This window comes from Micromonospora sp. WMMD998 (assembly GCF_029581235.1).
Lineage (GTDB): Bacteria > Actinomycetota > Actinomycetes > Mycobacteriales > Micromonosporaceae > Micromonospora.
Map to the genome: position 1 here is coordinate 5,711,650 of NZ_CP120740.1, position 13,894 is coordinate 5,725,543.

Annotated in this window: 14 protein-coding genes; 9 read left to right on the plus strand and 5 right to left on the minus strand. The window is 74.1% G+C overall.

All coding sequences use genetic code 11. The features are described 5' to 3' along the window. The first annotated feature begins 11 nt into the window (after window positions 1-11). The 3 genes from O7619_RS25670 (at window position 12) to gltX (ending at window position 4,114) form a co-directional block, all read left to right on the plus strand. Complete coding sequence (locus tag O7619_RS25670; protein ID WP_282288948.1) at window positions 12-1,325, plus strand: GH1 family beta-glucosidase; 1,314 nt, start codon at window positions 12-14, stop codon at window positions 1,323-1,325. Beyond that, window positions 1,322-2,599 (plus strand): MFS transporter, encoded by a 1,278-nt coding sequence (locus O7619_RS25675; RefSeq protein WP_282283898.1) that lies wholly within the window; start codon window positions 1,322-1,324, stop codon window positions 2,597-2,599. The genes O7619_RS25670 and O7619_RS25675 overlap by 4 nt, the downstream gene beginning before the upstream one ends. Window positions 2,600-2,704: 105 nt before the next feature. Continuing rightward, window positions 2,705-4,114 (plus strand): glutamate--tRNA ligase, encoded by a 1,410-nt coding sequence (gltX, locus tag O7619_RS25680; protein WP_282283899.1) that lies wholly within the window; start codon window positions 2,705-2,707, stop codon window positions 4,112-4,114. Window positions 4,115-4,225: 111 nt separating this feature from the next. On the opposite strand, the gene O7619_RS25685 is transcribed toward gltX, so the two are convergent. Further along, window positions 4,226-4,834: a copper resistance protein CopC gene (locus O7619_RS25685; RefSeq protein WP_282283900.1), complete on the minus strand. Its 609-nt coding sequence runs from the start codon at window positions 4,832-4,834 to the stop codon at window positions 4,226-4,228. A gap of 191 nt (window positions 4,835-5,025) precedes the next feature. Here O7619_RS25685 and O7619_RS25690 point away from each other — a divergent pair, with 191 nt between their 5' ends. Beyond that, on the plus strand, window positions 5,026-5,688 hold the full coding sequence (locus O7619_RS25690; RefSeq protein ID WP_282283901.1) for a hypothetical protein: 663 nt from the start codon (window positions 5,026-5,028) through the stop codon (window positions 5,686-5,688). 53 nt (window positions 5,689-5,741) lie between these two features. Here O7619_RS25690 and O7619_RS25695 read toward each other — a convergent pair whose 3' ends face one another. Then, entirely contained in the window at window positions 5,742-6,053 is a 312-nt protein-coding gene (locus tag O7619_RS25695; RefSeq protein WP_282283903.1) for a hypothetical protein, read from the minus strand. Window positions 6,054-6,191: 138 nt separating this feature from the next. On the opposite strand from O7619_RS25695, the gene O7619_RS25700 reads away from it, so the two are divergent. The 5 genes from O7619_RS25700 (at window position 6,192) to fabF (ending at window position 11,239) form a co-directional block, all read left to right on the plus strand. Continuing rightward, window positions 6,192-7,493 carry a helix-turn-helix domain-containing protein gene (locus O7619_RS25700; protein ID WP_282283904.1) on the plus strand — a complete coding sequence of 434 codons (1,302 nt, stop codon included), beginning with the start codon at window positions 6,192-6,194 and terminating at the stop codon, window positions 7,491-7,493. A gap of 78 nt (window positions 7,494-7,571) precedes the next feature. Next, complete coding sequence (locus O7619_RS25705; RefSeq protein ID WP_282283905.1) at window positions 7,572-8,741, plus strand: acyltransferase domain-containing protein; 1,170 nt, start codon at window positions 7,572-7,574, stop codon at window positions 8,739-8,741. Beyond that, on the plus strand, window positions 8,741-9,685 hold the full coding sequence (locus O7619_RS25710; protein WP_282283907.1) for a beta-ketoacyl-ACP synthase III: 945 nt from the start codon (window positions 8,741-8,743) through the stop codon (window positions 9,683-9,685). Before O7619_RS25705 ends, O7619_RS25710 begins: the two co-directional genes overlap by 1 nt. 85 nt (window positions 9,686-9,770) lie before the next feature. Next, entirely contained in the window at window positions 9,771-10,010 is a 240-nt protein-coding gene (locus O7619_RS25715; protein ID WP_007072348.1) for an acyl carrier protein, read from the plus strand. 2 nt (window positions 10,011-10,012) lie between these two features. Beyond that, window positions 10,013-11,239: a beta-ketoacyl-ACP synthase II gene (fabF, locus tag O7619_RS25720; RefSeq protein ID WP_282283909.1), complete on the plus strand. Its 1,227-nt coding sequence runs from the start codon at window positions 10,013-10,015 to the stop codon at window positions 11,237-11,239. Window positions 11,240-11,292: 53 nt separating this feature from the next. Here fabF and O7619_RS25725 read toward each other — a convergent pair whose 3' ends face one another. From O7619_RS25725 to O7619_RS25735, 3 genes are all read right to left on the minus strand, one after another. Next, on the minus strand, window positions 11,293-11,514 hold the full coding sequence (locus O7619_RS25725; protein ID WP_282283910.1) for a hypothetical protein: 222 nt from the start codon (window positions 11,512-11,514) through the stop codon (window positions 11,293-11,295). Between the two features lie 110 nt (window positions 11,515-11,624). Next, window positions 11,625-13,358, minus strand: a complete 1,734-nt coding sequence (locus O7619_RS25730) for a glycoside hydrolase family 3 protein (RefSeq protein WP_282283912.1) — start codon at window positions 13,356-13,358, stop codon at window positions 11,625-11,627. Window positions 13,359-13,383: 25 nt separating this feature from the next. Beyond that, complete coding sequence (locus O7619_RS25735) at window positions 13,384-13,875, minus strand: DUF3145 domain-containing protein (protein WP_281587256.1); 492 nt, start codon at window positions 13,873-13,875, stop codon at window positions 13,384-13,386. Window positions 13,876-13,894: the final 19 nt, after the last annotated feature.

The following is a 13,894-nucleotide window of genomic DNA, read 5'->3' on the forward strand; positions in this document are numbered from 1 at the left end:
CGACCGTGCCGATGCCCGACTTCCCCGCCGGCTTCCGCTGGGGGGTGTCCACCTCCGCGTACCAGATCGAGGGGGCGACCACAGTCGACGGCCGCGGGCCCTCCATCTGGGACACGTTCGCCCACGAGGCCGGCCGGATCGTCGACGGCAGCACCGGTGACCAGGCGTGCGACCACTACCACCGGCACGCCGAGGACACCGCGCTGCTGGCCGGGCTGGGCGTGTCCGCGTACCGGTTCTCGATCGCCTGGCCGCGCGTGCAGCCCACCGGCGCCGGCCCGGCGAACACCGCCGGGCTGGACTTCTACGACCGGCTGGTGGACGGCCTGCTCGCCGCCGGCATCGACCCGGTCGCCACGCTCTTCCACTGGGACCTGCCGCAACCCCTGGAGGACGCCGGCGGCTGGCTCCACCGCGACACCGCCGCCCGCTTCGCCGAGTACGCCGACCTGACCGCGACCCGCCTCGGCGACCGGGTCAAGCTCTGGATCACGCTCAACGAGCCGTTCATCCACATGACCCTGGGCTACGGCATCGGCACCCACGCGCCCGGCCGGGCGCTGCTCTTCGACGCCTTCCCGGCCGCACACCACCAACTCCTCGGGCACGGCCTCGCGGTCGCCGCGCTGCGCGCCCGCACCGCGAGCCCGGTGGCGATCGCCAACAACTACTCGCCGGTGCGGCAGGTCGGGGACACCGACGCGGACCGGGCCGCCGCGCAGGCGTACGACGCGCTGCACAACCGGCTCTTCACCGATCCGCTGCTCGGCCGCGGCTACCCCGACGCGCCGGGCCTCGACCCGGCCGTGATCCGCGACGGCGACCTGGACGTGCTGGCCGCGCCGATCGACGTGCTCGGAGTGAACTACTACAACCCGACCGGCGTCCGGGCGCCCGAGGAGGGCTCCCCGCTGCCGTTCGAGATGGTGCCGCTGGACGGTTACCCGCGCACCGCCTTCAACTGGCCGGTCGCCCCGGACGGGCTGCGCGAGCTGCTGCGCCAACTCCACCACCGGTACGGCGACGCGCTGCCGCCGATCCAGGTCACCGAGAGCGGCTGCGCGTACGACGACGCCCCGGACGCGCAGGGGCGGGTGGACGACCCGGACCGGATCGCCTACCTGGACGGACACGTGCGCGCGGTACACGAGGCGATGGCCGAGGGCTTGCCGGTGACCGGGTACTTCGTCTGGTCGCTGCTGGACAACTGGGAGTGGGCGGAGGGGTTCACCAAGCGGTTCGGCCTGGTGCACGTCGACTACCCGACGCAGCGGCGTACCCCGAAGTCCTCGTACGCCTGGTTCCGGGACCTGGTCCGGCGATGACCACGGTCAACCCGACGCCGGCCTCGCTGCCGGCGGCGCTCGCCGAACCGACCGTGCCGGTGCGGCGGAGTTGGATCGCGCTGATCTTCGCGGCGAACCTGGGCGTCTGGATGGCGTTCTTCACCCCGATCCAGGTGCTGCTGCCGCAGCAGGTGGAACGCATCGCCCCGGCCGACAAGGAGGCGATGCTGGCGGTGGTGACCGGCCTCGGCGCGCTCGCCGCGGTGCTGGCGAACCCGCTCGCCGGCGCGCTGTCGGACCGTACCTCCCTGCGGTTGGCCAACCGGCACTTCGGCCGCCGGCACGTCTGGACCGCGACCGGCGCGGTGGTCGGTGCGCTCGCCCTGGTGCTGCTGGCCCGGCAGGACAGCATCGCCGGGGTGGCGGTCGCCTGGGTGGCCGCGCAGGTCTGCTTCAACGCCATGCTGGCCAGCCTCACCGCCGCGATCCCGGACCGGGTCCCGGTGGCCCAGCGCGGCGGCGTCTCCGGCTGGGTGGGCATCCCGCAGGCGCTCGGCCTGGTCGTCGGCGCGGTGCTGGTGACCGCCGTGGTCACCGGCAACGCCGCCGGGTACGCGGCGATCGCGCTCGCCGTGCTGCTGCTGTCGCTGCCGTTCGCGCTGCTCACCCAGGACGACCCGCTGCCCCGGGAACACCGGTCGCCGCTGCGGGGACGCGCCCTGCTCGCCTCGATGTGGATCAGCCCGCGCCGCCACCCCGACTTCGCCTGGGCCTGGTTCACCCGGTTCCTGGTGCAGACCGGCAACGCGCTCGGCACGCTCTACCTGCTCTATTTCCTCACCGACGGGGTGCGGGTGGCCGACCCCGAGGGGTCGCTGCTGGTGCTGATCCTGCTCTACACGCTCGGCATGATGCTCACCGCCGTGGTCGCCGGGCGGATCTCCGACCGGTCCGGGCGGCGCAAGGTGTTCGTGATCGTGTCCGGGCTGATCATGGCGGTGGCGGCGACGCTGCTCGCGGTGGCGCCGGTCTGGTCGATGGCGATCGTCGCCGCGCTGCTGCTCGGCGCCGGCTACGGGGTCTACCTGGCGGTGGACGCCGCGCTGATCACCCAGGTGCTGCCCGCCGCCACCGACCGGGCCAAGGACCTCGGCGTGATCAACATCGCCAACTCCGCGCCACAGGTGCTGGGGCCGGCGCTCTCCGCCCCGATCGTGGTCCACCTGGGCGGCTACCCGACCCTGTACGCGGTCACCGCGGCCGTCACGCTGCTCGGCAGCGCGCTGGTTGTGAAGATCCGCTCCGTACCGTGAGCGCCCCGTCGTGCGCCTCGTGTTAAAAGGGGGCCCCGCCACCTCCGTATGCGTTAAGAAGGGGCCCCTCCTTAACCGCTGGCCGGCGGACGTAGGCTGGGGAACGTGACGGTACGTGTACGCTTCGCCCCCTCCCCGACCGGAATGTTCCACGTCGGCGGCGCCCGCTCGGCCCTGCAGAACTGGATCTTCGCCAAGCAGCAGGGCGGAGTGTTCGTGCTGCGCGTCGAGGACACCGACGCGGCCCGCAACCGGCCCGAGTGGACCGAGGGCATCCTCTCCGCGCTCGACTGGATCGGCATCGCGCGCGGCAGCTACGAGGGCCCCTACTTCCAGTCCGCGTACGCGGGTGAGCACCGCGCCGCCGCGCAGCGGCTGTACGAGGGCGGCCGGGCGTACTACTGCGACTGCACCCGGGAGGCCGTGCAGGCGCGTACCGGCTCGCAGCACCGCGGCTACGACGGCTTCTGCCGCGACCGGGGCCTGCCGGCCGGCGAGGGGCGGGCGTTGCGCTTCCGCACCCCGGACGAGGGCGAGACCGTGGTGGTCGACCTGATCCGCGGCGAGCCGACGTTCGAGAACAAGCTGATCGAGGACTTCGTCATCGCCCGCGGCGACGGCTCCCCGGTGTTCCTGCTGGCGAACGTGGTCGACGACATGACCATGGGGATCACCCACGTGATCCGGGCCGAGGAGCACCTGCCCAACACCCCGAAGCAGCAGTTGCTGTGGGACGCGCTCGGGGTCAAGCCGCCGGTCTGGGCGCACGTGCCGGTGGTGGTCAACGAGAAGCGGCAGAAGCTGTCCAAGCGGCGGGACAAGGTCGCCCTGGAGGCGTACCGGGACGAGGGCTACCTCGCCGACGCGATGCGCAACTATCTGATGCTGCTCGGCTGGGCGCCGTCGGGCGACCGGGAGATCGTGCCCTGGCCGGTGATCGAGGACGAGTTCCGGCTCGACGAGGTCAACCCGTCCCCGGCCTTCTTCGACGAGAAGAAGCTGCGCGCCTTCAACGGGGAGTACATCCGGGCGCTGCCGGTCGACGGGTTCGTCGCCGCCTGCCAGCCGTGGCTCACCGGCACCGACACCATCCCCCCGCCGCCGTGGCAGCCGGACGAGTTCGACCCGGCCGCGTTCGCGGCGGTGGCCCCGCTGGCGCAGACCCGGATCGCGGTGCTCAGCGAGATCGTGCCGAACGTCGACTTCCTCTTCCTGGCCGACCCGCTGATCGACGAGGCGGCCTGGGCGAAGGCGATGAAGGAGGGCGCGGCCGAGCTGCTGGACGCGGCGATCGCCGCGTTCGAGGCGTTGGAGCCGTGGGACGCCGGGTCGCTGAAGGCCACGCTGGAGGCGGTCGGCGCGGAGCGCGGGCTGAAGCTCGGCAAGGCACAGGCGCCGGTCCGGGTCGCGGTCACCGGGCGCACCGTCGGGTTGCCCCTGTTCGAGTCGCTCGAGGTGCTCGGCCGCGACCGCACGCTCACCCGCCTGCGCGCCGCCCGCATCCGCCTGATCTGACCCTCCCCACAACACCCGCAAGCGCGTCGCGGATCTTGGTACGGGCTCGCCCTCGGGAGGGCGGATCCGTACCAAGATCCGGTAACGGGTCCCCGCGCGGCGGGCGCGCGGTCAGCCGCGGGCGCGGCGGCGCAGCAGCAGCGCCGCGCCGGCCAGCGCGGCGAGCACCACCACCGGGGCGGCCACCCACAGCCAACCCGTACCCCCGTCGTCGTCCGTCGCCGCGGCGGGCGTCGGACTCACCGGCGACGGCGACGCGGGGGCGCTGGTGGGCGGGGCGGCGCTGGTGGGCGCGGCGCTGCTGGGCGCCGTGCTCGCCGGCGGGGCCTGCGCCGGGGTGGTCAGGGTGAACCGGATCTCCCCCTTGATCGGGTGTCCGTCGTCGGAGCCGAGCTGGTAGGCCACGACGTAGAGCCCGGCCGCGCCCGGGGTGAACGGCACGCTCACCCGCTTGCCGGAGAACGTCGGCGCGCCACCCGCGGCGGACACGTCGTCCGGCCCGGTGACGGTGACCTTCGTCGTGGCCTCCTTCGGCGTGGCGAGGAACCGCAGCTCGATCCGCTTCGGCGCGGTGGCCACCCGGGCCCCGTCGCGCGGATCGCTGCCGGTGAGCGAGTTGTGCGCGGCGGCCGGCGCGGCCGGCAGCACCAGCGGCACCGCCGCCGCCACCCCGAGCACCGCGAGCCAGATACGTGCCCTATGGGCGACCCTGCCCCCCATGAACTCCTCCGTCCGGGTAGAATCCGGCCACTGATCATCGGCCACTGGTTTGTCGGTCTCAGCTCGCAGATAGTTCCAAATACTCTTCCACCAGCTGCAACCACGCGACGTTCTGCGGAGTCTTTGAGGTGGAGCAGGTCCAGTGTGACCGGCAGCGGAAGCCAGCCATCGAACGGGGCGAGGAGGCGGCGATGGTCCGTAAGGTGAGACAGCGGGCGGCGGTCGTGGCCGGGGCGGCGTTGGCACTCACGTGCGCACTGGGCCTCACCGGCGCCGCGGCGGCTCAGGCCGCGCCGAAACCGAAGCTCGCCCCGGCCGGGGTGGACATCACCGGCGACCAGCTCGCCCAGCCGCTGAAGCTCCGGGCCGACACCAGCCCGGCCGAGGTCAACATGGTCATCGACCAGGTCAAGTGGCTGGGCACGACCGGGCAGCTACGCGGCCCCGCGGCCAAGGACCTCGGTCCGAAGTACACGGTGGTGGTGCTCGCCGCCGGCAGCCCGCAGCACACCTACGACCTGTTCCCGCTGGCCAAGGGCGGCCCCCGGGTCTACCGGCCGGCGAAGCAGCCCGACCTGAGCCACCCCCGGGCGGGCTGGTTCTTCGGGCGTCTCAACATGTCCGAGACCCTGCGCGCCGTCGGGGTGCCACTGGCGCCTCAGTTCGACACCATCTCCGGCGGCGTCGGCGGCGGCGAGCGCGTGCTGCCGGAGGACGCGCTCGACCCGGTGGGCAACCTGGACACCGCGCTCGGCGACCTGCAGCGGCTGCTGCTGCTCAACGTCGGGGTGGTGCTCGTCATCACCGTCGGGCTGGCCGGCATCGCGCTTCTGGTGCGCCGCCGCACCCGCTGAGCTTCGGCTCAGGGCCGCCCGCACCCGCCGACGCCGACACGCCAAGCGCGTGGTCAGCACCAGCGGCGCGGCGGGCGCTCCCGGCGGACGGCGCGGTTGCGCGGGCGCACCGCGCCGTGCTGGTGACCGCCCGCCCAGCCGTCCTGGTCGCTGAGGCAGCTACGGTCCGACGACGGCTCGACCGCGGGATGCGCCGGCTCGCCGGACCGCTGGCGCGGCACCGCCGCGTCCTCGTCGGCACGCTCGGGCGCCCAACCGGCGGTCGGCTCGCCCGGATGGGTCAGGCCCACCCGGCGCGGCTGGTCGTGACCCGGCCGGCACGGCTCGTCCTGGGCGCAGCCGTGCTCGGCCTCCCCGTGCGCCATCCCGGTCTCCTCACCTTCGCCTTCGCCCGTCGGGCGGAACTCCCCGACGCGCCCTGACACCGTACTGGCCCGACCCGACGGGATCGTCAGCGCGTACCGGTGGAGATCGTCCGTCCGCGGCGGCACCGTGGGATCGGAGTGGATCCGCTGGTCAGGGCGTGTCAGGCTGATGCGGTGAGCGAACCGGGCGGAACGGAGACGTCGGCGACGCTGCGTCGCATCGAGCGGGCCGCGGGCGCCCTGGCCACCGCAAGCGTCGCCCGGATGGACGAGAGCCTGCCGTGGTTCCGGGAGCTGCCGGCCGACCAGCGTTCCTGGGTGATGCTCGTCGCACAGGCCGGCGTCCGGTCGCTGGTGCAGTGGCTGCGTCAGGGCGGCGGCGCGACCGACCGGACCCAGGAGGTGTCGGACGAGGTCTTCGACGCCGCGCCGCAGGCGCTCGCCCGCTCGATCAGCCTCCAGCAGACCGTGGCGCTGATCAAGGTGACCATCGAGGTGGTCGAGGAGCAGGTGTCGGAGCTGGCCGTGCCGGGCGAGGAGCAGTCGCTGCGGGAGGCGGTGCTGCGCTTCTCCCGGGAGATCGCGTTCGCCGCCGCCCGGGTCTACGCCCGGGCCGCCGAGACCCGTGGCTCCTGGGACGCCCGGTTGCAGGCGTTGCTCGTCGACGCGCTGCTGCGCGGCGACTCGCCGGACGTGCTGGCGAGCCGGGCTGCGGCGCTCGGCTGGTCGGACGCGCCGCCGGTGGCGGTGGCGGTCGGACGATCGCCCGGCGGGGAGGTGGCGGCCGTGCTGCACACCGTCTACCGGCAGGCCCGGCGGATCGGCGTCGAGGTGATCGGCGGGGTGCACGGCGACCGGCTGGTGGTCGTGCTCGGCGGGGCGGCCGATCCGCTGGCCGCCGCCGACAAGCTGCGACCGGCGTTCGGCGACGGTCCGGTGGTCGTCGGTCCCGCCGTGCCCAGCCTGGACGAGGCGACCGAATCCGCGCGGGCCGCGCTCGCCGGTTTCCGGGCCGCGCCGGCCTGGCCGACCGCGCCGTGCCCGGTCGCCGCCGCCGAGCTGCTGCCCGAACGGGCGCTCGCCGGCGACACCGAGGCCCGTCGCCGGCTGCGCCACGACGTGTACGCGGCGCTGGCCCGCGCCGGCGGCGAACTGCTGGAGACGCTCGACGCGTTCTTCGCCGCCGGTGGCACGCTGGAGAGCGCCGCGCGGGCGCTGTTCGTGCACCCGAACACGGTGCGCTACCGGCTCAAGCGGATCGCCGAGGTGACCGGCTTCTCGCCGCTCGCCCCGCGGGACGCCTTCGCGCTCCAGCTCGCGCTGACGGTCGGCCGGCTGGACCCGGTGGCACCGGCAGTCACCGCCGTCCCGAACCAGACACCGGGCGCGTCCGGGCGGAAAGTTACCCGGAGTGGCGATGACCACCGCCGATCTTTGTAGGATTCCTCTAAAGCTTCTAGTGCGGTTTCGTGCCGCGCGTTACAGCGCGACCCGCGAATATCCGTCAGAGTCGTACACGTGCTCGCCGTACTCTCCCCCGGACAGGGTTCGCAGAAGCCCGGTTTCCTGAACCCCTGGCTCGACCTCGCCGGCGTCGAGGCGCGCCTGCGCTGGTGGTCGGCGCTGGCCGGGGCCGACCTGGTCCACCTCGGCACCCGGGCGGACGCGGACGAGATCAAGGACACCGCCCGCACCCAGCCGCTGCTGGTCGCCGCCGCGCTGCTCGCCGCCGAGCACCTGCCGATGCACGACGTCGCGCTGGTCGCCGGACACAGCGTGGGCGAGCTGGCCGCCGCCGCGCTGGCCGGGGTGCTGCCCGCCGAGGCGGCCGTGACGCTCGCCGGCGTACGCGGCCGGGAGATGGCCGCCGCCTGCGCGCTGGAGCCGACCGGGATGGCCGCGGTGCTCGGCGGCGACCCGGACGAGGTGCTCGCCGCGCTGGACGCGCACGGGCTGCACCCGGCCAACCGCAACGGCGCCGGCCAGATCGTCGCCGCCGGCGCGATCGCCGGGCTGGAGAAGCTCGCCGCCGAGCCGCCGGGCCGGGTCCGGATCATCCGACTCCAGGTGGCCGGCGCGTTCCACACCCCCTACATGGCGCCGGCCGAGGCCGCCCTGGCCGGCGTGGCCGGCGGGGTCACCGTGGCCGACCCGACCCGCGTCCTCCTGTCCAACCTCGACGGCGCCCCGGTCGGGCACGGCCGGGAGATGGTCCAGCGGCTGGTCCGACAGGTCACCGCCCCGGTCCGCTGGGACCTGTGCATGCGCGCCCTGGCCGATCTGGGCGTCACCGGCGTGCTCGAGCTGCCGCCGGCCGGCACGCTCGCCGGCCTGGTCAAGCGGGAGCTCAAGGGCGAGGGCGCACCGGAGATCGTCACCCTGAACACCCCTGACGACCTGCCCGCCGCGCGGCACCTCATCGCCCGGCACGGCGGGCCCGCCGTCCACCCGCCGACGTCCCGCTTCCGGGTGGTGGTCTCCCCCGCCGCCGGTGTCTTCACGCCGGTGGCCGACCTGGCCGAGGGCGCCGAGGTGGGCGCCGGTCAGGTCGTCGGCCACGTCGCCGGTCGGCAGGGGCCGGTCGAGGTGACCGCCCACCACACCGGGTCGCTCACCGAATGGCTCGCGCACCACGACGACCCGGTCGCACCGGGCCAGCCCCTCGTCCGCATCGGAGGATCGCACTAATGGCCGGCAGCCGGATCGCCGCGATGGGGCACTACCAGCCCTCCCGCATAGTCACCAACGACGAACTCGCACAGATGGTCGACACCAACGACGAGTGGATCCGGGACCGGGTCGGCATCGTCTCCCGCCGGATCGCCGGTGACGAGACGGTGGCCGACATGGCCACCGCCGCGGCCGGCAAGGCGCTGGCCAACTCGGGCCTCACCGCCGCCGACATCGACCTCGTCGTGGTGGCGACCTGCACCTCCGTGGACCGCAGCCCGAACGTGGCCTGCCGGGTCGCGGCCAAGCTCGGCATCAGCGCGCCGGCGGCGTACGACATCAACACCGCCTGCTCCGGTTTCGCGTACGCGTTGGGCACGGCGGACCACGCGGTCCGGGCCGGCGCGGCGCGCAACGCGATCGTCGTCGGCGCGGAGAAGCTCTCCGACTTCACCGACTGGACCGACCGGTCGACGTGCATCATCTTCGGTGACGGCGCCGGTGCGGCCGTGGTCACCGCGACCTCCGACGACGAGCCGGCCGGGATCGGGCCGGTGGTGTGGGGTTCCGCGCCGGAGAAGAGTGACGCGGTCCGGATCGAGGGCTGGCAGCCGTACGTCGCACAGGAGGGCCAGTCGGTGTTCCGCTGGGCCACCACCGCGCTGGCCCCGCTCGCGCTCCAGGCCTGCGAGCGGGCCGGGGTGGACCCGTCGGAGCTGGCCGCGTTCGTGCCGCACCAGGCGAACGGCCGGATCATCGACGGCATCGCCAAGCGGCTGAACATCCCGGACGCGATCATCGCCAAGGACATCGTCGAGTCCGGCAACACGTCGGCGGCGAGCATCCCGCTGGCCCTGTCGAAGCTGGTCGAGCGGCGTGAGGTGCCCTCGGGCGCCCCGGTGCTGCTGTTCGGTTTCGGTGGCGGCCTGACCTACGCCGGTCAGGTCGTCCGCTGCCCCTGAAAACCCCCTCGGGCGCGAACGCGCTCCAGGCGCGGTGGCCGGCGTCGCCGGCCACCGGAAAACCCGATGAGAGGAACCAACCGTAATGACCCGTGACGAGATCACCGCCGGCCTCGCCGAGATCCTCGAAGAGGTTGCCGGCGTGAACCCGGACGACGTGGCCGAGGGGAAGTCCTTCACCGACGACCTCGACGTCGACTCGCTCTCGATGGTGGAGGTCGTGGTGGCGGCCGAGGAGAAGTTCGGCGTCAAGATCCCGGACAACGAGGTGCAGAACCTGAAGACCGTCGGGGACGCGGTCAGCTACATCGAGGCGCAGTCCTGATCATGAGTCGCCCCGACGTCGTCGTCACCGGGCTCGGCGCGACGACCCCGCTCGGCGGGGACGTCGCGTCGACCTGGGACGCCATGCTCGCCGGCCGCTCCGGGGTGGGTCCGCTCACCCAGGAGTGGGCCGGGCAACTGCCCGTCCGGATCGCCGCCCAACTGGCGGTGGAGCCGTCCGAGGTGCTCGACCGGGTGAAGCTGCGCCGGTTGGACCGGTCCGAGGCGATCGCCCTCATCGCCGCGCGGCAGGCCTGGGCGGACGCCGGGCTGGCCGACGCCGGGCCGGACCCGGAACGGCTGGCGGTGAGCGTCGGCTCGGGCATCGGCGGCGCCACCACCCTGCTCGCCCAGGACGACATCCTGGAGGCGTCCGGCCCGCGGCGGGTCTCCCCGCACACGGTGCCGATGCTGATGCCGAACGGCCCGGCCGCCTGGGTCGGGCTGGAGCTCGGCGCCAAGGCCGGGGTGCACGCGGTGGCAAGCGCCTGCGCGACCGGCGCGGAGGCGATCTCGCTGGGGCTGGACCTCATCCGCGCCGGCCGGGCCGACGTGGTGGTGGCCGGCGGCACCGAAGCGGTCATCCACCCGCTGCCGATCGCCGGCTTCGCCTCGATGCGGGCCATGTCGACCCGCAACGACGACCCGGAGCGGGCCTCCCGGCCGTGGGACCAGGGTCGGGACGGATTCGTGCTGGGTGAGGGCGCGGGCGTGGTGGTCCTGGAGCGGGCCGACCACGCCGCCGCCCGCGGCGCCCGCGTCTACGCGCGCCTGGCCGGCGCCGGGATCACCTCTGACGCGTACGACATCGTGCAGCCGCACGCCGAGGGTGAGGGCGCGGTGCGGGCCATCGCCCGGGCGCTCGCCGACGCGGACCTACCCGGCCGGGACATCGTGCACGTCAACGCGCACGCCACCTCCACCCCGGTCGGCGACATGCTGGAGATCGGCGCGCTGCGTCAGGCGGTCGGCGACCACGTGCTGCTCACCGCCACCAAGTCGATGACCGGGCACCTGCTCGGCGCGGCCGGCGCGCTGGAGTCGATCGCCACCATCCTGTCCATCCGGGACGGCGTGGTGCCGCCCACGATCAACCTGGACGACCCGGACGACGGGTTGAACCTGGACGTGGCCGCGCACAAGGCCCGGCACCTGGAGATCCCCGCCGCGCTGAACAACGCGTTCGGTTTCGGCGGCCACAACGTGGCGCTGGTCTTCACCCGCCCGTGAGATGTGAGGAGGGGCCCCTTCTTAACACACGTGTGTTAAGAAGGGGCCCCTCCTCACCTCCGGTTGCGGGGATGCTGTCGGGCGGTCCGCTCGTTGCCGCGCCGGTAGTTGCCGGTCCATCGCGCCATCACCAGTTGCGGGTCGTCGTCGACCTCGGCCAGGAACTGCGCGGCCCGGCCGCCACGCAGCGTGCCGGCGGCCCGCCCGTGATGGGTGATCACCACGGTGCCGTCGGCGCGTTCGACGTAGCGGAAACCCTGCGGCGCCTCTCCCATGGGCGCACCCTGCCATCCGGACGCCCCGCGCCGCATCCGGTTTCGGCGCGCGCCGAAGGTGTTAAGCGGGGGCCCCTCCTATACCGCAGGCGTTAAGCGGGGCCCCCTCCTTAACCCTCGCAGGTGGTGGCGGGGAGGCCGGGGACCGGCACCGGGGAGTGGCCCGTCGGGCGGGCCTTGCCGGCGAGCACCGCGGCCAGCGCGTCCATCGACGCCCGGGTGGACGAGTAGGTCGCCAGCACCGTCGGCGACTTCGCCCCGGACAGCACGTACGGGGTGTCCATCGCCACCGTCACGGCCGCGTCGGCGCGCAGGTCCTTCGCGCCGTCGCCGTACCCGACGAGGTGCACCACGGTCCCGCCGGAGGACACCACCTTCACCCCGGCGGCGGTGAGCGCCTCGGTCAGCGCGGCCCGGGTGCGGTCCCGGCCACCGGAGGAGGTGACCCGGATCGGGCCCTTCACCGCGCCCCCGCACCGGCCGCGCAGCACGGTCACCGCGGCGGCGGCCAGGTCGGCGGCGGCCTTGCGGTGGTCGGCGCCGGCAAGCGTCGACAGCGCCGGCTGCGGACTCCCGGCCAGCCGGAACTTCATGGTCAGCACCCGGGTGACCGCCTCGACCAGGCGGGCGCGCGGCAGCGAACCGTCCGTCAGCGCGGCGCGCAGCCCGTCGTACGCCTGGCCCACGTTCGGGGTCATCAGGATGAGGTCGTTGCCGGCCTTGAGCGCGCGGACCGCCGCCTCGCCCGGCGACCACTTCTTCGCCGGCGCCATGTTCATCCCGTCGGTGATCACCACGCCCTGGAAGCCGAGCTGGCCGCGGAGCACGTCGGTGAGCACCTTGTGGGAGAACGTGGCCGGGGTGCCCGGGTCGATCGCCTTGACGTTCAGGTGGGCCGACATCACCGCCATGGCGCCGGCGTCGATCCCGGCGCGGAAGGGCGGGAACGCGGTGCGGTCCAGCACGGCCCGGGACTGCCCGACCACCGGCAGCTCGGAGTGCGAGTCGGCGGCGGTGAGGCCGTGGCCGGGGAAGTGTTTGACCGCGGCGCCGACGCCCTCGGCCTGGAGCCCGCGTACCGCGCCGGCCACCTGGGGCGAGGCGGTCGCCGGGGTGGCGCCGAAGGAGCGGGAGCCGATCACCGTGCTGCGGGTGACAAGCACGTCGGCGACCGGGGCGAAGTCCAGGTTGATCCCCATCGCGGCCAGTTCGGCCCCGGCGGCCCGCCAGGCGGCCTCGGTCAGCGCCGGGTCACCGGCCGCGCCGGCGGCGAGCGGGCTGGGTAGCTGGGTCACCCCGTCGGTGATCCGGGTGACCACGCCGTACTCCTGGTCGGTGCCGATCAGGAGGGGCGCGGCGCCGGCGGGCAGCTTGCCGGCGGCGGAGCGCAGCCCGTCGGTGAGCGCGCGGACCTGCTTCGGGTTGTCGACGTTCGTGGTCTCCTGGTTGCCCGAGGTGGGGTCGTCGGCGCTGAAGCCGACCAGGATCACCCCGCCGAGGCGATATTTCGCCACCATCTCGGCGGGCGTGTCGACGCCGGCCAGGGCGCGGTTGCCGGCGGCCGAGCCGGCCGAGACCTCGGTGGCCGAGCTGCCGTAGGCGTACGGCATCAGCACCTGCCCGACCAGGTCCTCGTCGGCGAGCGTGGCGACCAGGGCGGCGGCCCGGGCGGCCGGGTCGGCGGGAGCCGGGTCGGTCGGGGCCGGTGTGCTCGACGACGACGCCGGGGTCGACGGGGTCGGGCGTGGCCGGTCCGGCCCGTCCGAGCACCCGGAGACGAGCAGCGCGGTCAGTGCGGCGAGCGCGACGGCGGAGCGCCGCGGGGATATCGACACGGGCCCCACCGTATCGGGGCAACTCGCTCCACCGTCATCCCACCCGGGTGAGCAGCGTCACCGGCGCGCCGTCGCCGGCGTACCGGTAGGGCTCCAACTCGGCGTCCCAGGCGGTGCCGAGCGCCTTGTCCAGGGCGTGCGCGAGCGCCTCCGGGGCCCGGGCGGCGGCCATCAGGCTGCGCAGCCGGTCCTCGCCGAGCTGGATGTCGCCGGCCGCGCCGACGGTGGCCCGGAACAGGCCCCGGCCCGGGACGTACATGAAGCGTTCGCCGTCGACGCCGGGACTGGGCTCCTCGGTCACCTCGAAACGGATCATGGGCCACTGCCGGAGGGCAGCGGCCAGCTCGGCGCCCGTCCCCGGGCTGCCGGTCCAGCCGCACTCGGCGCGGCGGGCGCCGGGGTCGACGGGTTGACCCGTCCAGTGCAGGTTGACCGGCGCGGCGAGGACGCGCGCGATTGCCCACTCGACGTGCGAGCACACGGCGAGCGGGGTCGAGTGGACGTATACGACGCCACGCGTTGGCACGGTGACCTCCCGGTGAGCC

Coding starts and splice junctions, on each gene's coding strand:
- O7619_RS25670 (WP_282288948.1), top strand. CDS start 12: ATGCCCGACTTCCCCGCCGGCTTCCGCTGGGGGGTGTCCACCTCCGCG.
- O7619_RS25675 (WP_282283898.1), top strand. CDS start 1,322: ATGACCACGGTCAACCCGACGCCGGCCTCGCTGCCGGCGGCGCTCGCC.
- O7619_RS25685 (WP_282283900.1), bottom strand. CDS start 4,834: ATGGGGGGCAGGGTCGCCCATAGGGCACGTATCTGGCTCGCGGTGCTC.
- O7619_RS25690 (WP_282283901.1), top strand. CDS start 5,026: ATGGTCCGTAAGGTGAGACAGCGGGCGGCGGTCGTGGCCGGGGCGGCG.
- O7619_RS25695 (WP_282283903.1), bottom strand. CDS start 6,053: ATGGCGCACGGGGAGGCCGAGCACGGCTGCGCCCAGGACGAGCCGTGC.
- O7619_RS25710 (WP_282283907.1), top strand. CDS start 8,741: ATGGCCGGCAGCCGGATCGCCGCGATGGGGCACTACCAGCCCTCCCGC.
- O7619_RS25715 (WP_007072348.1), top strand. CDS start 9,771: ATGACCCGTGACGAGATCACCGCCGGCCTCGCCGAGATCCTCGAAGAG.
- fabF (WP_282283909.1), top strand. CDS start 10,013: ATGAGTCGCCCCGACGTCGTCGTCACCGGGCTCGGCGCGACGACCCCG.
- O7619_RS25725 (WP_282283910.1), bottom strand. CDS start 11,514: ATGGGAGAGGCGCCGCAGGGTTTCCGCTACGTCGAACGCGCCGACGGC.